Raw genomic sequence first — 19,737 nt, 5'->3', positions numbered from 1 at the left:
ATTAGTGAAACAAAAATGTAACTAACCAAGAAGTTTCTCTTTCACTATACTTAACGTAAAAAACGACAACAACCCAAAAAAGAGGTGTTTCTGGTGGTAAACTTCGGCAAAATCAAGTATTACGAGGGTCCCTCCGCATTAAATCCGAACCCGTCGGTCATCCGTGCAGATTTGTGTATTTATGGCGCAAGCTCGGCCGGAATGGCCGCAGCGGTTCAGGCTATCCGCATGGGCTTACAGGTCGTCATAGCAGAGTTCGGCCAACGTGTGGGCGGTCTGACTTCAGGTGGACTAGGCGCTACCGATATCGGCAACAAGGCGGCGATCGGCGGCATCTCCCGGGAGTTTTATCAAGCGATTGGCCGGCATTACGGTACGACGGATGGAGACGGAACCCAGTGGACTTTCGAGCCGCATGTTGCAGAAGCCGTCTATTTGAACTGGATGGAGCAGTACGGCATCGAGGTTCATTTCGGGCAGCGATTGGAGCGACTGCAGAAAAGGAACGGAAAAATCGTTCGCCTTGTCATGGAAAACGGAAATGTGTATGAAGCCGACATGTTTATCGATGCGACGTACGAGGGGGATCTGCTGGCCGCTGCCGGAGTATCTTATCACGTCGGCCGGGAAGCGAATTCCGTGTATAAGGAAACGTTGAACGGGATTCAGTTCGGGAGTCCGCATCATCGTTTCAACACCTTTATCGATCCTTATGTCCTGCCTGGAAAGCCTGACAGCGGCCTGCTCTACGGAGTTTCCGACGCAGCTCCCGGCGTACAGGGGCAAGGAGATCGTTCCGTACAGGCATACAATTTCCGAATATGTTTGACGAATGTACCGGAGAACCGAATTCCTTTCCCGGCGCCGCCGAATTATGACCCCGAGAAATTCACGCTTCTTGCGCGGTATATCCAGTCCGGCATTTGGGATGCGCTTCGGCTGCACACCATGATGCCGAACGGCAAGACCGATCTCAATAATAAAGGGGCCGTCTCTACCGATCATATCGGCATGAACTATGATTGGGCGGAAGGAAGCTATACCAGACGCGAGGAAATATTTCAGGATCATCTGCACTACAATTTGGGCATGCTCTATTTTCTGTGCAATGACGATCGCGTGCCTGAAGCGATTCGGGAAGAGGCGCGTCAGTGGGGATTGCCTGCAGACGAATACGAGGCGTTCGGACATTGGACGCCGCAGCTCTATATCCGCGAAGCGAGACGAATGGTTTCGGACGTCGTCATGAACGAAGGTCACTGTCGCGGACTTCAAAGCGTTTCCGATCCGGTCGGGCTCGCCGCTTATACGATGGATTCCCACAATTGTCGGCGAATCGTCTTGGGAGGGCAATGCGTGAATGAAGGAAATGTGGAAATCCCGCCTATCCGGCCGTACCCGATATCCTACCGATCCATCGTTCCGAAGGAAGAAGAGTGCGTCAATCTCATCGTTCCCATCTGTCTTTCTTCCTCCCATATCGCTTACGGTTCGATCCGGATGGAGCCCGTATTCATGATACTGGGCCAGTCCGCTGCCACTGCGGCCGCCTTGGCTCTGAAAGCCGACGCGGCGGTGCAGCATGTCGACTATGGCCAACTGCGTCAACGATTGGTCGAGGACAACCAGATCTTGGAATGGGGCAGCTCCTCCAGTTGACGACATTTGGAATTACTGCGCACAAAAAAAAGCCCGGGACATCATCCCGGGCTTTCCTCTTACGAGCAGCGGCTGTAGCCGCAGTTGGTGCAGTTTTTGCAGCCCTCGCTGTTGACGAGCGACGCGGAGCCGCAGGACGGGCAAAGGTCGGTCGACGTAGCGGCGGACGCGTACGATTTCACCGGCTCGACAGTGGCGGTAATTTCCTGCGTCGCCGTAATGTACGGCTCGGAATCGTCGCCGCTGTGCATCTCGAGCGCCTTCGCCACCGCGTCGGCAATCGATTCGACGCGGTTGACGCCGAAGCCGATGGCGCCGGATCCGCCGATGCCTTTCAGATGCTTCACGAGCAGCTGCACCTTGTCGCCGATGTCGCCGTAGCGGAGGAACAAGGAGCAGACGCGGCCGAGCGCCTCGGACATCGCGAACACGTCGGAGCCGGCTTTGCCTACGTTCAAGAAAATTTCGCTCGGCGTACCGTTCATGTCGTTGATCGTAATGTACGCCATGCCGAACGGCGTGTTGAATTTATAGGTGGCGCCGCGAAGAATTTGCGGACGCTTCTTGTACTGCTTGTCGAACGTCTGCTGCGTCTGTGCGTCGATATTGACCGTCAGCGCGCCGGACAGCTGGCTCAGCGCCGCGTCGTCCGTCGACTCGGCCGACGGCTGCTCCGCCGCCGGTTGAACGGCTTCCGCCTTCGCCTCTTCCTTCTTGTCTTCCTTCTTCTCGGTCGAAAGCACCTGCACGTCGCGGCTGCCGTCGCGGTAAATCGTCACGCCTTTGCAGCCGAGATCGAACGCGAGCTCATACAGCTTCTTCGTATCTTCGACGGTGAAGTCGGACGGGCAGTTCGCCGTCTTGGAGATCGAGCTGTCGACCCATGTTTGGATCGCGGCCTGCACGCGGATATGGTCCTCCGCGGACAAGCTCATCGCCGTCACGAAATAGTCCGGCAGCTCCTCGTCCGGATGCGCGTCCTTGTACTGCTGGGCGATCGGCACGTACTGCTTGTCGTAGCCGAGACGGCTTTGACGGTAATATTCGAAGGCGAAGTACGGCTCGATGCCGGTCGACGTGCCGACCATCGTGCCGGTGCTTCCCGTCGGCGCCTGCGTAATGACGGTGACGTTGCGCATCCCTTGCTTGCGGATCGCGGAACCGACCTCCGGGAACGTCGACACCATCTTTTTCATGAAGCCGCTTTGCAGAAACTTCTCGGCGTCGAACTGCGTGAACGAGCCTTTCTCGGCGGCGATTTCGGAAGACGACAAGTACGCCTCCTTCGCCATGAAGCCGTACAATTTATCGAGGAAAACGAGCGATTCGGCGCTGCCGTAGCGGATTTTCAGCTTGATCATCAGCTCGGCGAGACCCATCGTGCCGAGGCCGACGCGGCGCTCGCTCTTCTGGTTTTTCTCGTTCTCTTCGAAATGGTAAGGCGTCTTGTCGATGACGTTGTCCAGGAAGCGGACGGAGTAGCGGACCGTCTTGCCCAGTTCGTTCCAAGCGACGTCCTGCTTCTTCTCGTCGTAAAACTTGGACAGGTTGATCGCCGACAAGTTGCAGACGCCCCATGCCGGAAGCCCTTGCTCGCCGCACGGATTCGTGCAGATGATCGGGTTGAAGTACCAGCTGTTGGACATCTGGTTGTAATATTCCATGAAGACGACGCCCGGCTCGGCCGACTTCCAAGCCGATTCGATGATCGTATGCCATACGTCGCGCGCTTTGACGGTGCGGTACGATTTCACCGCTTTGCCGAGCGACTTCCACTTCGCGAGGTCGCCGTCCCATACGTCGTTGTATTCCGGATCGTTCGTGTCCGGGAAGACGAGCTCCCAGTCGAGATCTTCCTTGACCGCCTTCATGAAGCCGTTGCTGACGCAAACGGACAAGTTGGCGTTCGTGATCTGACCCATCGTCGACTTGACCGTGATGAAGTCGAGCAGGTCCGGATGCCAGTCGTTGATCATGAGCATGAGCGCGCCGCGGCGGCTGCCTCCCTGCTCGATCAGGCCGGTCGTGTAGCTGAACAGGCCGCCCCACGATACGGCGCCGCTCGACGAGCCGCTGACGCCCCGGACAACGGAGCGGCGCGGACGGAGCGAAGACAGGTTGATGCCGACGCCGCCGCCGCGCGACATGATCTCGGTCATCTCGGACAAGGTGGCCATAATGCCGCCTCGGCTGTCGTGCGGAGACGGGATGACGTAGCAGTTGAACAGCGTCAGCTCGTCGCTCGCGCCCGCGCCCGCCGCGATCCGTCCGCCCGGAACGAGTCTCCAGTCGTCGAGAATGTAACGGAACTTCTCGGTCCATTCCTTCCGCTTCTCCGGCGCTTCGACGGAAGCCATGGCGTTGGCGAGACGGTCCCACAGCTGCTCCGGCGTCTTCTCCTTCGTAAGCGTCAATTTATCTATGGTGGACTCGAACAGGTCGCCGCTGCGAAGCCGAATCGTCACTTGTTTGCCTTTGCGCGCGATCACTTCCCCGACTTCCTTGCTCGGGAATTTCGGGTCGTCCTTCGTCAAGACGAGTACGAGATCGCCCACTTCCGTATGTTCCGTATCGGCGTCTTTCATCGCGTACCGGTCGAGAAATATTTTTTCGCTGAGTCCTTCAAGCCGTTTCATTTGAACCGTCTCCAATGGTAGCCCTCCCGAATGGATAAAATCATGCGCAGAGCGCGAAAATCGTCTATTCTCATACTATGTAACTCTCTCGCCAACTTGCGGGCTATTTCCACAATATGTTGGTGAGGATTTCATTATACAACACTACATGTTGTGTATCTATCGAATGATCGACGAAATTGGGCGTAAAAGTCGGACTAGCTTCCCGAAATCTTCGATTTTCTCTATCGATCTCCTTATTTCATATTGCGAACGCGTCAGACTTGTCGACAAATTCTGATTATTTCCGATGTTGCCCCCGTCCGTTCGGCGAAAAAAACAGGCCGCGCGACTGATGCGGAAAACGTTTTCAACGGTTATCCGTTTTTGACTTCCTCCGTCGCGGTTGTTACTATATTCCCGTAGCATCCCTGAAGACAGAACCCGCTATTCCTACTCCATCGAAGCGAGGTGCATCGGCGTGATTTTGATCGACGACCGGATCGTTCCCGAAGCGGAAGCGTCCGTCTCCTACCTGGACCGCGGGTACGTGTTCGGCGACGGCATATATGAGGTGATCCGCGTCTATAATGGACGCCTATACGAAAAAGAAGCGCACTACGACAGGCTCGTACGCAGCGCCGGCGAAATCGGGCTAAGCCTTCCTTATCCGATCGAAACGCTGGACCGTCTGCTGCAGGACCTGCTCGGACGGGAAGCCGTCGGGGACGGCACCGTCTACCTGCAAGTGACGCGCGGCGTCGCGCCGCGGACGCACGCGTTTCCGCCGGCGGGCACGAAGCCGGTTCTCGTCGCCTATTGCAACGAGCTGGCCCGGCCGCTGGACACGATACGGGACGGGCTGACCGCCATCACCCGCCCGGACATCCGCTGGCTGCGCTGCGACATCAAGTCGCTCAACCTGCTCGGCAGCGTGCTCGCCAAGCAGGAAGCGGTCGAGCAGGGCGCCGGCGACGTCATCCTGCACCGCGAGGGGACCGTCACCGAATGCAGCGCATCGAACGTCATGATCGTCAAGGACGGCGTCGTCTTCACGCATCCGGCCGATCATTTCATTCTGCACGGCATTACGCGAGCGGTCGTGCTGCGGCTCGCCGCGGAGCGCGGCATCGAGGTGCGGGAAATTCCGTATACGCTCGACGAGCTTCGCCAAGCGGACGAAGCGTTCCTGACCTCCACCACGATGGAGGTCACGCCGATCGTCCGGATCGACGGAAGCGCGGTCGGCTCGGGGCGGCCCGGACCGGTGACGCGGCTTCTGCAGGAAGCGTTCGAAGCGACGATCGGCGCTTAAAGCGGTTGTCGGGAGGGAGACGCGATGAACAGGGAAGAGCTGGTCGCTTACGCCTTGTCGAAAAAGGGGGCGCGCGAAGATTATCCGTTCGGTCCGGAGCCGCTCGTGCTGAAGGTCGGCACGAAAATGTTCGCGCTGATCGCGGAAGACGCCGGCGGACGCCCCGCAATTTCGCTGAAATGCGAGCCGGAGACGGCCTACCTGCTGCGCCAGCAGTACGAAGCCGTCAAGCCCGGCTACCATCTGAACAAGCAGCATTGGAACACGGTGACGATCGACGGGACGGTCCCCGACGGGGACATTCGCGGGATGATCGACGAGTCGTACGCGCTCGTCGCCCGCAAGCTGACGCGCGCGGAGAAGGAACAGCTCGGGCTGGAGCTGCGGGCGTAGCTCGCACCGTCGAGAAGAAGCCCTGCGGAAGGCCGCAGGGCTTCGTTCGTACGAAAGCAGCGCAATTTCTCGATCGCGTCGATTCGGGCGGGATCGAAAGAAGGCGAGGCAAAGGAGGAGGACAGGCTCCAATCGGGACGACCGGGAGTCTGTCCTTTCGTTTGTCCGTGCGATTGCACTAAGTCGAAGTGGTTGTCGAGGCCGATGAGCCGGGACCGTTGTCGGTCCGGCAAGCCGATTTATGGAAACGGCCGCTCCAGCTCGCTCGCAGCCGTATGAGCGGTCAGCGGCGCAAGTTCCACTCGTCGTGGCCGTACTTCTCCGCGCTCAATTGAGCCGCAAGCTCCCGCTCGTACGGCGTAAGCTCGCCGTCCTCGAGCCGGATGCCGAGCCCTTCGGCGACCCCCTCGCGGAACGCCGCCTCCGCCTCCACGTACGTGACCGGCTCTCTCCCCATCGCCCGGCATATGTCGCCGATCGCCACCGCCTTCGTATGGAACGATTGCTTCAGCCGCTCCTTCACCCGCTCGTTCGAAAAGCGGAGCAGCGAGAACAGCTGGTCCACATCCATCTCGAGCAAAATCGAGCCGTGCTGCAAAATGACGCCACGCGACCGGGTTTGCGCGCTGCCGGCGATTTTGCGCCCCTCCACGACGAGCTCGTACCAGGAGGGCGAATCGAAGCAGGCGGCCGAACCGGCCGTCGAGACGTACTTCGCCTTCTCCTCCGGGGCGCCGAGATTGACCATCTCCGCGCGCAGGCCGAGCCGGCGGAAGCCGTGCACGAGCCCTTCGCTCAGCACGCGGTACGCCTCGTTGACCGTCGTCGGCATGTCGGGGTACTGCTCGGACACGATCATGCTGTACGTCAGCTCCTTGTCGTGCAGCACCGCCCGTCCTCCCGTCGGACGCCGGACGAAGCCGACGCCTTGCCGGCGCACCTCGTCGAACTCGATTTCGTCTTCGGCCTTCTGAAAGTAGCCGATCGACAGCGTCGCCGGATTCCAGCCGTAAAACCGCACCGTCGGCGGCGTTTTCCCTTCGCTGTGGGCGATCAGCATCGCCTCGTCGATCGCCATATTGTCGGCCGGCGAGCCGTCGCCCGACCGGATGAATCTCCATACGTTCTCCGCCATCTGTTCGTTCGCTCCTCTCCTGCCGCATCTATTCGAAGCGGGGGCGCGGGAGGGAGGCGGAAACAAGCTGCATTTGTATGCTATTCCGCCGAGACGCGTCACCGACACGGCAAATAAGCTACATCTGTACGCTATTCCGCCGGTACACGCCGTCTGCGCTCGTCCAAGCACCGCCGCCCCGCGTCCCGCAACAAAAGGGAGCGCCACAGCCGTAACCGCGCGGGCGCTCCCTCTTCGTGCAAGCTGTTCACTTGTATCGTACACCTTTTCGGAACGATTTACAAAACGTCCCGATCACCCGCAGGTGCAGTTGAGCACCGGCTTGCGCGCCGCCTGCGCCTCGTCGAGCCGCTTCACGACGGTCGTGTACGGGGCGTTCACGACGAGCTCCGGATTCTCCTCCGCCTCTTTCGCGATTTGGATCATCGTGTCGATGAAGCCGTCGAGCGTCTCTTTGCTTTCCGTTTCCGTCGGCTCGATCATGATGCATTCCTCGACGTTAAGCGGGAAGTAGATCGTCGGCGGGTGGTACCCGAAGTCGAGCAGCCGCTTCGCGATATCGAGCGTGCGCACGCCGAGCTTCTTCTGCCGTTTGCCGGACATGACGAACTCGTGCTTGCACGGCCGGTCGAACGGCACGTCGTAGTACGGCGCCAGCCGCTTCATCATGTAGTTGGCGTTCAGCACGGCGTTCTCGGACACCTCGCGCAGCCCTTCGGCCCCGAGGGTGCGAATGTACGTATACGCGCGGACAAGAATGCCGAAGTTGCCGTAAAACGCCTTGACCCGGCCGATCGATTCGGCGCTGCCCGCGTCGAAGCCGTACGTGCCGTCCTCCTTGCGCACCACGTTCGGCGCCGGCAGGAACGGGACGAGCTTCTCCTTCACGCCGACCGGACCGGCACCCGGACCGCCGCCGCCGTGAGGCGTGCTCATCGTCTTGTGCAGGTTCAGATGGACGACGTCGAAGCCCATGTCGCCCGGACGCGCGATGCCGAGAATGGCGTTCGAGTTGGCGCCGTCGTAATAGAGCAGCCCGCCCGCTTCGTGCACGATGCCGGCGATTTCGACGATGTGCTCCTCGAACAGGCCGAGCGTGTTCGGGTTCGTCAGCATGAGCGCCGCCGTATCCGGGCCGACCGCCGCGCGCAGCGCGTCGAGATCGACGAGACCGCGGTCGTCGGACTTGATCGTGATCGTATCGAAGCCGGCGACCGTGGCGCTCGCCGGGTTCGTGCCGTGCGACGAGTCGGGGACGATGACCTTCGTCCGCTTCTCGCCGCGGCTTTCATGGTACGCGCGAATCATCATGAGGCCGGTCCATTCGCCGTGCGCTCCCGCCGCCGGCTGCAGCGTTACGCGATCCATGCCGGTAATTTCGGCCAGATCGTTTTGCAGCGTGTACAGCAGCTCGAGCGCGCCCTGGATCGACTCCACCGGCTGGTACGGGTGGATTTTCGCGAATCCCGGAAAACGGGCGACGTCCTCGTTAATTTTCGGATTATATTTCATCGTGCACGAACCGAGCGGGTAAAAGCCGTTGTCGATGCCGAAGTTGCGGCGCGACAGCGCGGTATAATGGCGCATGACGTCGACCTCGTACACTTCCGGCAGCTCGGCCGGCTTCGTCCGCAGCAGCTTCGCCGGGATCAGCTCCTCGACCGGCGTCTCCGGCACGTCGCACTCCGGCAGCGAATAGGCGACGCGTCCCGGCTTGCTCAGCTCGAAGATGAGCGCCTTGTCGTGCTTCACCGGCTGCGCCTCCGCGGCCCCGCCCGGTTGGACGGCGGGTGTCGTTTCCGTATGGCTCGTCGTACTCATAGCAGCTCCTCCAATCGGTCGGCAAACTGTTCGATATCTTCCTTCGTGCGCTGCTCCGTCACGGCGACCAGCATATGGCCCGCCAGCTCGGGGTAGTCGCGCCCGAGATCGTAGCCGCCGATAAAGCCGCTCGCCAGCAGCTTCGAATTGATCGCGCCCACGTCCGCGGACGCGCCGTCGCCCAGCTTGACGACGAATTCGTTGAAGAACGGCGAGGCGAACGCGACGGACAGCTTGCTGCGGGCGCCGATCGTCTTGGCGGCGTAATGCGCCTTCTGCACGTTCAAATGCGCGACGTCGCGGATACCCTGCTTGCCCATCGTCGACAAATAGACGGACGCGCACAGCGCGAGCAGCGCCTGGTTCGAGCAAATGTTCGACGTCGCCTTCTCGCGGCGAATATGCTGCTCGCGCGCCTGCAGCGTCAGCACGAAGCCGCGCTTGCCGTCGCGGTCGACCGTCTGGCCGACGATGCGGCCCGGCATGCGGCGCATCCACGCCTCGGCGACGGCGAAGTAGCCGCAGGACGGCCCGCCGAACGAGGCCGGAATGCCGAACGGCTGCGTGTCGCCAACGACGATGTCGGCTCCGAGCTTGCCCGGCGGCTCAAGCAGGCCGAGCGACAGCGGGTTGCAGCTGACGACGAGCAGGCCGCCCGCGCCGTGGATGATCGGCTCGATCGCGGCGACGTCCTCGACGCAGCCGAAAAAGTTCGGCGACTGCACGATGACGGCCGCCGTATCGGCGCCGACAGCGGCCTGCAGCTCGTCGAGCTTCGTGACGCCGTCGGCGTAGCCGACTTCGACGACGTCGAGGTTCAGTCCGCGCGCCGTCGTCCGCAAAATCGCCCGCGCCTCCGGATGGACCGCGCGCGAAACGACGATTTGGCGGCGCTTCGTCGCGCCGTGCGCAAGCGCCCCCGCTTCGGCCAGCGCCGTCGCGCCGTCGTACATCGACGCGTTGGCGACCGCCATGCCGGTCAGCTCGCAAATGTAGGATTGGAACTCGAAAATCGCCTGTAGCTCGCCTTGCGAAATTTCCGGCTGGTACGGCGTGTACGCGGTATAAAACTCCGAACGCGAAATGACGTGGTTGACGACGACCGGCAAATGATGGTCGTACATGCCGGCGCCGAGGAAGCTCGCGTACCGGTCGAAATCGGCGTTGCGTCCGGACAGCGTGCGCATATGGCGCAGCATCGCCTGCTCGTTCAACGGTTCGGAAATGTTCAGCTTGCCTTGGAAACGGACGCTCGCGGGAATGTCAGCGAACAGCTCGTCGACGGAGGCGACGCCGACGGCCGCGAGCATGTCCGCGCGGTCCTGCTCGGTCATCGGTAAGTAGCGATGTTTCATCGGATGAGTGCTCCTTTCGGGATGCGGGAGTTCGGCTCGGCCGAGCGAGCCGGAAACGCGGTCGTGCCCGGCCGTACCTTTACGATGGCTTCGGACGTTTGTAAAACGGCGTCGGCACCACTTTGGCGCGCAGCTTCTTGCCGCGGATGTCGACGAGCACTTCGGTATCGACCGCCGTGCTGCCGGACTCGAGCAGCGCCAGCCCGACGTTGCGCTTGAACGTGGGCGATTGGGTGCCGGTCGTCACTTCGCCGATCAGCCGTTCGCCGTCCGCCGAATAGACGGGATAATGCGAGCGCGGAATGCCGCGGTCGATCATTTCGATGCCGACGAGCTTGCGCGGCAAGCCCTGCTCCTTCTGGGCGGCGAGCGCGTCGCGGCCGATGAAGCCGCCTTTGTCGAGCTTGACGAACATGCCGAGCCCCGCCTCGAGCGGGCTGATGTCGGCCGACAGCTCCTGGCCGTACAGCGGCAGCCGCGCCTCGAAGCGCAGCGTGTCGCGCGCGCCGAGTCCGGCCGGCACGAGACCATGCTCCTGCCCCGCCTCGAGCAGCGCCTCCCACAGCCGGACGACGTCCTTCGCGCTCACGTACAGCTCGAAGCCGTCTTCCCCGGTATAGCCGGTGCGCGATACGAGCGCTTGCACGCCGAGGACGTTCGCGTCCGGCACGAACCTGAACGGCTTCAGCTCCGCGACGGGAGCGTCGGTCAGCGACGCCAGGATGTCGACCGCCTTCGGACCTTGCAGCGCGAGCAGCGCCGTGTCGTCGGAGACGTTTTCCAGCTTCGCTTCGCCGTCCAGGTGACGCTCCAGCCATTCGAAATCTTTGTCGATGTTGGACGCGTTCACGACGAGCATGAACCGGTCCCCGGCCAGCTTGTAGACGAGCAGATCGTCCACGACGCCGCCGTCGGGATAGCAAAGCAGGCTGTACTGCGCCTGGTTCGTCTCGAGCTTCGAGACGTCGTTCGTCGTCATCCGCTGCAAAAACGTCTCCGCCCCGGGCCCGGTCACCCAAAACTCGCCCATGTGCGACACGTCGAACAGGCCGGCCCGTTCGCGGACCGCCTCGTGCTCGCCCTGGATGCCGCCGAACTGCACCGGCAAATCCCAGCCGCCGAAATCGATCGTCTTCGCTCCGTGCTTCGCGTACGCCGGATACAACGGCGTTTGTTTCAAAGTCGTCATGCGTCACCTCTTTACCGACAGTGTCGTTTTTTTCTCGACCCGGCCTAGCGGAAACCGCGCCGCTGACGGGCGGAACGGCCGATCCGGGGAACTTCCGGTTAGGTTTCCTCGACGCGGCATTTTTCACACCGATGTTCGAACCGGTAGAAGGCGGCGCCCCTTGCGAACAATCTCGCCGTCTTAGGCATCCCTTCCCGGAGCTGCCGACAAACGAAAAAAGGACAAAGCAAAACGAAGCACGCTTCCTCGATCGCCGAGAAAAGCTTACGTCCTTTTGCCCTGTCCTTGTACCTGAGAGTTCCCCTCTGCGAGACCGCGACCGTGCGCGTTCATCGTCCGCAAAGTTACCCCTTGGGTGGTCCGCTCCCCGTATCCCGCTCGCTTGCGCCAGACGGGAGGGACGAACGCTCTCCAGAGATGCGTCCGGGTCAAGTCCTTTTGCCTGAGAGATTCACCGCATCGCGCGGCTTACTCCTTCGGCGCCGCCGTCCCGCCTCGCCCGAGCGTGTAGCTCGGAATGCGCGAAGCGCCCGGCAATCTCTCCTTGAACCATCATCCGCCGTTATCCGGTTGTCGAATGCCTCCCCTATTTTACAATATTCGAGCCGCCGGGGAAAGGGGAACTTTTCCGATACGTCGTTTCGATCCCGGCGGACTTGAGCGTGTCTCCCGACGCTTCCCCTCCTCCGCTTTCGTCCCGACCGCGCCGCGCCGTTATGTTTCCCTCCGAATTGGTTAATACTAGGGAAAATAAAGACCGGTACCGCGAGGAGGACGCCAATGAATTCGACATCGCCGGAACACGTACGCCCCTTGAACGATCATCTGCACATCCACTTCGACCGTTCCTGGTACGACGAGCTGGAGGCGCGCGTCCAGCGCAACGGCCCGTGGGACGACTGGACGATGTACCAGCTCGCGCTCGAAGCCGAGGAATCCGGACTGATCCGCAGCTTCGACGACCTGCTCTGTCTCTCGCACATCCCGCAGCTGAAGCCGCTCCCCCACCAAATCGACACCGCGAAAAAGGTGCTGTACGACATGCGCGGCCGCGCCATTCTCGCCGACGAGGTCGGTTTGGGCAAGACGATCGAAGCCGGTCTGATCATCAAGGAGTATCTGATCCGCGGGCTCGTCCGCAAGGTGCTCATCCTCGTCCCGGCCTCGCTCGTCCTGCAATGGGTGCGCGAGCTGAACCAGAAGTTCGGCATCCCCGCCGTCGCGCAAAAAAAAGAATACATGTGGGCGCAGTACGACATCGTCGTCGCCTCGATGGATACGGCGAAGCGCGAGCCGCACCGCGACATCGTGCTGAACCAGGAATACGACATGCTGATCGTCGACGAGGCGCACAAGCTGAAAAACAAAAAGACGACCAACTACAAGTTCGTGCTCGAGCTGCGCAAAAAGTATTGCCTGCTGCTGACGGCGACGCCGGTCCAAAACGACCTCGGCGAGCTGTACAACCTCATTACGCTGCTGAAGCCGGGGCAGCTCGGCGGACAAGGACAGTTCGCCGCCAACTTCGTCGTCGACAAACGGATGCCGAAAAACGAAGACAAGCTGCAGCAGGAGCTGTCCAAAGTGATGATCCGCAACCGGCGGGGCGACGGCAATCTTCAATTCACGAAACGGATCGTCCGCAACGTGCCGCTTACGCTGTCCCCCGAGGAGCAGGCGCTGTACGACGGCGTATGCGATTTCGTGCGCGGCCGCTACGAGGACGCGAAGGGCGACATCGGCAGCATGCTCTCGCTCGTGACGCTGCAGCGGGAAGTGTGCAGCAGCCGGGATGCGGTGTTCGTCACCCTCGTCAACCTGTTCAAGAAGACGGCCGAGGACTCCCCGCTCCGTCCGAAAATCTGGGAGCTCGTCGAGCTGATCCGCAGCATCAAGGCGAACACGAAGGCGGAAAAAACGCTCGAGCTGATCGAATCGCTCGACGGCAAAGCGATCATTTTCACCGAATACCGGGCGTCCCAGGAATATTTGCTCAACTTCCTGAAGGAGCGCAACATTACGGCCGTGCCGTACCGGGGCGGCATGAACCGCGGCAAGAAGGACTGGATGATGGACCTGTTCCGCAACCGGGCCCGGGTCATGGTCGCGACGGAGGCGGGCGGCGAAGGGATCAACCTGCAATTTTGCAACAACATCGTCAACTTCGACCTGCCGTGGAATCCGATGCGCGTCGAGCAGCGGATCGGCCGCGTCCACCGGCTCGGGCAGACGGAGAACGTCCACATCTTCAACCTGTCGACGGTCGGCACGATCGAGGAGCATATTTTGTCGCTGCTGCATGAAAAAATCAACATGTTCGAGCTCGTCATCGGCGGACTCGATACGATACTCGAGCGGTTCGAGAAGAAGACGTCGCTCGAATCGAGCCTGTTCAAAATGTGGGCGGAGGCGAAATCCGACGACGACATGCGCCGCCAGCTCGACCGGCTCGGCGAGTCGTTCCGCGACATTCGCGACGAGGTCGAGCACGAGCGGGCGGAACGGGCGCCGATCGGCGCCATTCTGAACGCGGTCGGCCAGACGATACAACCCGAAGCGGAGGTGCGCCCGTGAACGCCAAGCAAGTGCAAAAGTTTGCGCTCCGGTACTTGGAAGCGACCGGGTGCCACATCATCGAGAAGCATCCCGCCTACGTGACGGTGAAGCTGTCTCCCGAGGCCGACAAGCGGCTGACGAACCGTTCCTATTATTGGAGCTTCGTCGAGCGAACCGGCGCGCCGCCGGAGACGATGACATTCACGTTCGTGTTCGATCCCGAGAAGCTGCGCGCCGAGGCCGAGGCAAAAGGCGCGGGCGCCCCGCCGCTCAACGGCGCCCCCCGGCCCGGCGCATCGCCTCAGGTGCTCGGCCCTTCCGGCCAGCCGCTTCCGCCCGGCGCCCAGGATACGATACTCGGCCGCTACTTCGGCATAGCTCCCGGCGGTCCCGCGACCGGGCCCGGACGAGTCCCGCGGGAGGAAGTGACGTTCGGCAGCAAGCGGCTCGCCCAGCTGTTCGACGCCGTCAAGGCCGACGGCCGCTGGGTGCAGCTGTTCGAAACGCCCGATCCGTCCTCGCGCGTCGGCCCCGGGCCGTCCGCCGGCTACGTCTCGTTTCTCAACGTCAACGTGAAGATCGAGCTGGCGTGCGACATGAAGCGGGACGAGCTCCATTCGTTCGGCGTGAACTTGGCGACGGGAGAGCTTCGGGATCGGTTCTTCGAATCGATCGCCGGCCGGAAGCTGACGCCGCGCCTCCCGCCCAACGTCTATATCGCCCGCCCGGCCGTCACGCTGGCGAAGGGGCGGTCGATCGTCGAGCAGCACGTCGAGAGACTGCTCAAGCGGTACGATCACCGTTGGGCGGCGGCGGCGAACGAACGGCTGCGCGACGAGCTGGAGCGGGTCGACCGGTATTACGAGGATGCGGTGAAAGGGCTCGAGGACGAGCAGCGGCAAGCGGCGGAGGACCAGTGGCGCAAACGGCGGGAGGAGCTCGACTGGCAGTACCGCCCGCGCATCCGGGTAACGGTCGTGAACGGCGGCTTGTTCCATCTGCAAACGCCTTTGAACGGCACGAACTGACGAATCCCGCTAAAACTTCGCAAAAAAACAGCCGAAAAGAAGAGGCGCGGCTGACACGAAGCAACAACATTTTTTAGTCATATTCGTTACAATGAGGACATATCCTAACCATACACCGCCTTCGCCTCAACGGATGTCCTCCAATTCTCGATAACGGCAGGTGATGACGATGTACCGATGGCTGCTCGCGGTGTCGGCTGTTCTGCTCGGAGCCGGCGTCATGCTCGGAAGCGGTGCCGAAAGCGCGGCGCTGCAACGGGAAATGGAAACGCATACGCGGAACGATGTCCCGTCCGTCGTCCGTGCGGCGGTCGTCGCGCCGGACGGCTCGGAAGCTTCGGGAACGTTCGAAGCCGAAGTCGATTCCTGGATCAAGACGCTGTCCGCGCAGGACGAGTTCAAAGAATGGGAAGGCGCCCGCTGGACCCGGCATCCGCTCGGACCGGGCATGCACGGCTGGCTCGTATTGGTGCACAAGAACGGCAAGGAGATCGGCTATCTCGTCGTCGGCGCGACCGAGGACGGCAAGCTGCGGCTGACCGAATACGGGGCCGGCGATCGACCGCTGTTCGGCATGCAGACGCTGTATCGCTCGTTGATACAGCTTGGACTGATCGATGCTCATTCCGATTTGATGTCATTTTGGCAGGCTTCCCCCCTTCCTCCCGAACGCGTTTACTACAGTCCGCTTCATGCGGTTTGGAAGCTGGCGCACGGGAACGAATGGTTGTATATCGACGCCAAAACCGGCGAACGGCTGCCGCTCGGCGAGCAAAGCTTCGAGCCGCTCGTCCGCTACGAATCGCCGAACGCGATTCCGGAGCCGTCCGCACGAACCGCGCGGTCGCTCACGCTGCCCGAATTCGATCCGTTCGACAATACGTCATGGATCACAGGCCCGCCGGCCCCTTTTGCGGCCGCGGATGAGCTATTCGCCGCCTTGACGCCCGGGAACGCTCCCGTAACGTACAAGGCCAACCTGTACGGCAAAACGGTGCTCGCGCCGTACGCCGTCACCGGCTATCAAGACTGGGGGCTTGGCGTGCCTTACGTCAGGCTCGAGCAGGAAGGCGCCCGATACGTTCCTTACGACGTCTTGAAGGAATACGGCGGCTTCCACCAGACGGGGAACGCTTCCTCGTCCTAACGATCGGTATTTCTCCTCCTCTTCCCATAGAAAACACCCCGGACATCCGTTTCGATCGCAACCGACGGATGGGGGTGTCTTTTTTTTACCGATCACTCTTCCTGCGGCCGCTCCTTGCGGCGTCTCCACCAAATGAGGACGGAAACGGGAACCATGCCGAACCAGCGCACGTACCACGGCGCCCGCGAGCTTTTGAGCCGGCTTCGCTGCTCCTTGCGCACGTCCGGCGGCGTATCCATATAGGCGACCACCCGCTCCGTCAAATATTTGATATAATCGTCCGTCTTGATCGCGATCGTCTGTTCACCTCCCGGCCGCGCCCGAGCGAGGCGCGCCTTTATCTATTGTTGCCGGGACGGGGCGGCCGTAACCGTCGCTATAATCGTTCTCTCCGTTGCCTGCGCGGTCGCTTGCGCACTATAATACGGTCAAAGCGTAAAAACACGGTCCGGTTGGTAGTCCGGATGCGCCGCAGGTCAGGCGGCGTCGTAGCCTTCCCCCTCGGGATGTCCCTCGCTTTGTCATCAACTTGGAGGGGATTGCCATGACACTGACCGTTTATTGGGACGGGCAATTCTGGGTCGGAGTCGTCGAAGAGCGGACGGAAGGGCGTCTGCGCGCCTGCCGCCATCGATTCGGCTCCGAGCCGCACGACGCGGAGGTGCTCGCATTCGTCCGCGGGCCGATGGCCGACCTGCTCGAGCGGACGACGAAGACGGTCGCCTTCGACGCGAAGGAGCCGAAGCGCGTCAACCCGAAGCGGCTCGCCCGGCAGGCGGCCGCCGAGATGAAGATGCGAGGCGCGTCCGCGTTCGCGCAGGAGGCGATTAAGCTCGAGCTGGAGCATCGCCAGGAGACGAGCAAGCGGACGACTCGCCGAATGCGCGAGGAGGCCGAGGAGCGCAAGCGGGAAATCGCCAGGCGGAAAGCGAAGGAGAAGCACCGCGGACGTTAAGGCGGCTTCCGGAATCGTTTCGAAACAAGGAGAAAGCCGGTCGGACGACAAAGATTGTCGCGGACCGGCTTTTTTCTCGTTTTTAAGGCTTTGACGGGTATACGCCCTCGGCCGCGATGATGAAATTCAACGCTGCGTAAGGCTGCATGTTGTTATGCGGCTTGCCGCCTCCGGCCGTGCCGATCGCCTGCGCGCTCATCGGCGTATTGGCGGTTTGCGAGTAGACCGGCCTCGCTCCCCGGGGCTCGTTGGCCCAAATGGCGCCGTTCGGATTGTTCTCGTTCGCCGTCGTCTGGCAGTTGACCGCGTGGTCGTGGAACGGCATTTGCCTTTCGGTGAGCGTCACCTGATTCGTTCCGCCCGTCGAGAGGAACGGTCTCGGCGTCAATCCGGCACCGTTGCCTTGATGGATCGGCGCCATCCCCCGCATGTCCGGCAAAGCGAACGTCGTTTTGCCGTCGCCCCCGTACATGTTGCCGATGACGGTAAATAACGTTTGATGGGCAACGACCTGCAGCGTCTGCCCGTTGCAAAAATACCATCCCGCCGGCGCGTATTTGCCCGCGAAAAGGCGAATTTCCCCAATGTACGGATCCATGTCGATCATCCTTTCCCGTTTAACTGCGTGGTGGGAATATGCCTTGAAGCGCGATGCAAAAATTGACCACGGTGTACGGCTGCATGTTCGCGTGGCCCACGCTCGCTCCGGCATTGGCCAAGGCGTTCGCGCTCATCGCGCCGTTGATCGCGTTGTGGTAGACGTTTAGCGTGCCGGTCGTTCCCCATACGTTTTGAGCCGCGACCACGACCGTGGACGGTTCCGAGCTCCCGTTCGCTTGATGCGTATGCGGAGGGATTTCGTCGATCGTGAGCACGTGTCGTTCTTCCCCGCCGGTCGCTCCGACGACCGAACCGTCGACCGGATGAATCGGCACGCGCCCCCGCAGGTCGGGCAGCCCGAACGTGTTTATGCCGTCTCCCCCGAACGAAGTGCCCAACAGCGTATACAGCGCCTGATTTTGATTGATGGGAAGCAGCTGGCCGTTGCATTGCGCCCATCCGCTCGGCGCGAAATTGAAAGAAAACAACCGTACTTCTCCGAGAAAAGGTTCCGCCATCTATCGTTCCTCCGTTTCCGTATGGATCTTGCTGTTCACCCCGCTCAGCTTTTGGTCGGGTAATTCCCTTGCAGCGCGATAATGAACGTAATCGCCCGAAAAGGCATCATATTGTCATGCGCATCGGTTCCCCCGGCGCCGGTCAGGCAAGCCGTATCCATAACGGCGTTCGGGGCGGTGGTGGCGTACTGGTTGACGGTGCTGGTCGCCCAAACGGCGTTGGCCGGGCTGCCGGACGTTGCCGCCAGCTGCTGGATGCTGACGGCGTGCGTATGGCTCGGAAGCTCCGCCGAGGACAAGGTCACCTTCTCCGTGCCGCCCTTCTGTCCGATCGGGAAGCCGGTCGTCGTCTGGGGATTCGTCCCCATATGGACCGGGAGCCTTCCCTGCATATCCGGCAGCGCGAAATTCGTTTGCCCGTCCCCGCCGTACGTCGTGCCGATCACGGAATATAAAGCTTCGTTCTGACTGATCGGCAGCAGCTGCCCGTTGCACATCGCCCATCCTTGCGGCGCGTAATTACCCGCAAACATGCGGATTTCACCCAAATATTGATCGCTCATTCCGCAGCTCCCTCCATCGGTTTGACTATGCTAAAAACGGCTTCGTATGTCATTCGATCGTCCGACCGTCCGATCGGCACGAGAAACCAATGCGCTTCCCCCAGCTTCAAGCCGCGAAGCGCGAACGTTCCTTGGGACAGGACGCATCGCATATCGCCTTCCAAAACGATCGAAAACTGCTCGAAATGCGCCGTCGAGCCTCTATCTTGGACGGAGGCGACCCGCAAGGGGAACGATCCGCTCCCGTCCGGCAGCGGGATCAGCAGCTCGTCGCCCATCAGCTCGACCGCATCGGCCAACGTAAACGGTTTCAATCTGGCACCACCTCCCTTCCGACATCGTTCCATTCCATCTCGACATACGGGAACGACTCGCCTACAACCCGAAATCCGAACCGTTCGTACAAACGCCGGGCCGGATTGTGCTGCAGGACGTTGAGCCGGAGCGGCTTGCCGGCCCGTTCGGCCGATTGCCGCAAGTCGCGCAGCAAAGCCGATCCTACGCCGCCGTTGCGATGCTCGGGCAAGAGCGACAAGTCGACCAATCGAATCGCGTCGTCCGTCTCCGCCGTCATGATCCGGCCGATCCGCTCCGTTCCGCGGCTGACGAGGCGATGGTCCGCCGACGGATATTGCAGCTCGTACGACCGTTTTTGCATGTCGAACTGCATGCGCAAAAACGACGTCAGCTGCATCTCCGGCCAGCCCAGGGGGGCGAATTCGTCCCGCCTCGTCCCGACGTACACGTCGAACAGAAAAGAATCGTCTTCCGGACGTACCGGTTCCAGCTTGAGCATGCATGTCCCTCCTAAACGCGAATCGGCGAAAAAACGAGCGCGCCGTCCAAACCGACACCGGAAGTTCCGGTATCGGTCTGTCACGGCGCTAT

Annotated in this window: 18 protein-coding genes and 1 riboswitch; of the genes, 7 read left to right on the top strand and 11 right to left on the bottom strand. The window is 61.3% G+C overall.

Features of this window, described 5'->3' with window-relative positions; all coding sequences use genetic code 11:
- Positions 1–93 precede the first annotated feature (93 nt).
- Positions 94–1,659, top strand: coding sequence for an FAD-dependent oxidoreductase (locus tag DLM86_RS06025; protein WP_110839055.1), 1,566 nt, complete (start codon positions 94–96; stop codon positions 1,657–1,659).
- Between the two features lie 59 nt (positions 1,660–1,718).
- Here DLM86_RS06025 and DLM86_RS06020 read toward each other — a convergent pair whose 3' ends face one another.
- Positions 1,719–4,295, bottom strand: coding sequence for an adenosylcobalamin-dependent ribonucleoside-diphosphate reductase (locus DLM86_RS06020; protein WP_425453944.1), 2,577 nt, complete (start codon positions 4,293–4,295; stop codon positions 1,719–1,721).
- A gap of 460 nt (positions 4,296–4,755) precedes the next feature.
- On the opposite strand from DLM86_RS06020, the gene dat reads away from it, so the two are divergent.
- On the top strand, positions 4,756–5,589 hold the full coding sequence (gene dat, locus DLM86_RS06015) for a D-amino-acid transaminase (protein WP_110839053.1): 834 nt from the start codon (positions 4,756–4,758) through the stop codon (positions 5,587–5,589).
- A 24-nt stretch (positions 5,590–5,613) separates the two neighbouring features.
- Positions 5,614–5,982, top strand: a complete 369-nt coding sequence (locus DLM86_RS06010) for an MmcQ/YjbR family DNA-binding protein (RefSeq protein WP_110839052.1) — start codon at positions 5,614–5,616, stop codon at positions 5,980–5,982.
- A gap of 283 nt (positions 5,983–6,265) precedes the next feature.
- On the opposite strand, the gene DLM86_RS06005 is transcribed toward DLM86_RS06010, so the two are convergent.
- From DLM86_RS06005 to gcvT, 4 genes are all read right to left on the bottom strand, one after another.
- A complete protein-coding gene (locus tag DLM86_RS06005; RefSeq protein WP_110839051.1) occupies positions 6,266–7,117 on the bottom strand; it encodes a lipoate--protein ligase family protein in 852 nt (283 codons plus the stop codon).
- A 294-nt stretch (positions 7,118–7,411) separates the two neighbouring features.
- The gene (gcvPB, locus tag DLM86_RS06000) at positions 7,412–8,869 is read right to left on the bottom strand and encodes an aminomethyl-transferring glycine dehydrogenase subunit GcvPB (protein WP_110839202.1); all 1,458 of its coding nucleotides are present in this window, start codon (positions 8,867–8,869) and stop codon (positions 7,412–7,414) included.
- A gap of 65 nt (positions 8,870–8,934) precedes the next feature.
- The gene (gene gcvPA, locus DLM86_RS05995) at positions 8,935–10,293 is read right to left on the bottom strand and encodes an aminomethyl-transferring glycine dehydrogenase subunit GcvPA (protein WP_110839050.1); all 1,359 of its coding nucleotides are present in this window, start codon (positions 10,291–10,293) and stop codon (positions 8,935–8,937) included.
- Between the two features lie 79 nt (positions 10,294–10,372).
- Positions 10,373–11,482 carry a glycine cleavage system aminomethyltransferase GcvT gene (gene gcvT / locus DLM86_RS05990; protein WP_110839049.1) on the bottom strand — a complete coding sequence of 370 codons (1,110 nt, stop codon included), beginning with the start codon at positions 11,480–11,482 and terminating at the stop codon, positions 10,373–10,375.
- A gap of 420 nt (positions 11,483–11,902) precedes the next feature.
- Positions 11,903–12,038: riboswitch (glycine riboswitch) on the bottom strand.
- A 224-nt stretch (positions 12,039–12,262) separates the two neighbouring features.
- Here gcvT and DLM86_RS05985 point away from each other — a divergent pair.
- The 3 genes from DLM86_RS05985 to DLM86_RS05975 all read left to right on the top strand — a co-directional run bounded on the left by DLM86_RS05985 (position 12,263) and on the right by DLM86_RS05975 (position 16,213).
- Positions 12,263–14,056: a DEAD/DEAH box helicase gene (locus DLM86_RS05985; RefSeq protein WP_110839048.1), complete on the top strand. Its 1,794-nt coding sequence runs from the start codon at positions 12,263–12,265 to the stop codon at positions 14,054–14,056.
- Positions 14,053–15,066: a YqhG family protein gene (locus DLM86_RS05980; RefSeq protein WP_110839047.1), complete on the top strand. Its 1,014-nt coding sequence runs from the start codon at positions 14,053–14,055 to the stop codon at positions 15,064–15,066. The genes DLM86_RS05985 and DLM86_RS05980 overlap by 4 nt, the downstream gene beginning before the upstream one ends.
- 169 nt (positions 15,067–15,235) lie before the next feature.
- On the top strand, positions 15,236–16,213 hold the full coding sequence (locus tag DLM86_RS05975) for a hypothetical protein (protein ID WP_146250160.1): 978 nt from the start codon (positions 15,236–15,238) through the stop codon (positions 16,211–16,213).
- Between the two features lie 92 nt (positions 16,214–16,305).
- Here the strand turns inward: DLM86_RS05975 and DLM86_RS05970 are convergent, their stop codons facing one another.
- The gene (locus DLM86_RS05970) at positions 16,306–16,503 is read right to left on the bottom strand and encodes a YqzE family protein (RefSeq protein WP_110839045.1); all 198 of its coding nucleotides are present in this window, start codon (positions 16,501–16,503) and stop codon (positions 16,306–16,308) included.
- 254 nt (positions 16,504–16,757) lie between these two features.
- On the opposite strand from DLM86_RS05970, the gene DLM86_RS05965 reads away from it, so the two are divergent.
- Complete coding sequence (locus DLM86_RS05965; protein WP_110839044.1) at positions 16,758–17,168, top strand: YjdF family protein; 411 nt, start codon at positions 16,758–16,760, stop codon at positions 17,166–17,168.
- 82 nt (positions 17,169–17,250) lie between these two features.
- Here the strand turns inward: DLM86_RS05965 and DLM86_RS05960 are convergent, their stop codons facing one another.
- The 5 genes from DLM86_RS05960 to DLM86_RS05940 are packed head-to-tail and all read right to left on the bottom strand — an operon-like array spanning position 17,251 to position 19,645.
- Positions 17,251–17,766: a phage tail protein gene (locus tag DLM86_RS05960; RefSeq protein ID WP_110839043.1), complete on the bottom strand. Its 516-nt coding sequence runs from the start codon at positions 17,764–17,766 to the stop codon at positions 17,251–17,253.
- A 19-nt stretch (positions 17,767–17,785) separates the two neighbouring features.
- On the bottom strand, positions 17,786–18,286 hold the full coding sequence (locus tag DLM86_RS05955; protein ID WP_110839042.1) for a phage tail protein: 501 nt from the start codon (positions 18,284–18,286) through the stop codon (positions 17,786–17,788).
- A gap of 44 nt (positions 18,287–18,330) precedes the next feature.
- On the bottom strand, positions 18,331–18,849 hold the full coding sequence (locus DLM86_RS05950; RefSeq protein WP_110839041.1) for a phage tail protein: 519 nt from the start codon (positions 18,847–18,849) through the stop codon (positions 18,331–18,333).
- Positions 18,846–19,163, bottom strand: a complete 318-nt coding sequence (locus DLM86_RS05945) for a DUF6916 family protein (RefSeq protein ID WP_110839040.1) — start codon at positions 19,161–19,163, stop codon at positions 18,846–18,848. Before DLM86_RS05945 ends, DLM86_RS05950 begins: the two co-directional genes overlap by 4 nt.
- Positions 19,160–19,645, bottom strand: a complete 486-nt coding sequence (locus tag DLM86_RS05940; RefSeq protein ID WP_110839039.1) for a GNAT family N-acetyltransferase — start codon at positions 19,643–19,645, stop codon at positions 19,160–19,162. The genes DLM86_RS05945 and DLM86_RS05940 overlap by 4 nt, the downstream gene beginning before the upstream one ends.
- Between the last annotated feature and the right edge of the window lie 92 nt (positions 19,646–19,737).

This window comes from Paenibacillus flagellatus (assembly GCF_003217775.1).
GTDB lineage: Bacteria > Bacillota > Bacilli > Paenibacillales > NBRC-103111 > Paenibacillus_AB > Paenibacillus_AB flagellatus.
Note: the sequence above shows the minus strand (reverse complement) of the source record. Positions and strands in the feature narration are given on the sequence as shown.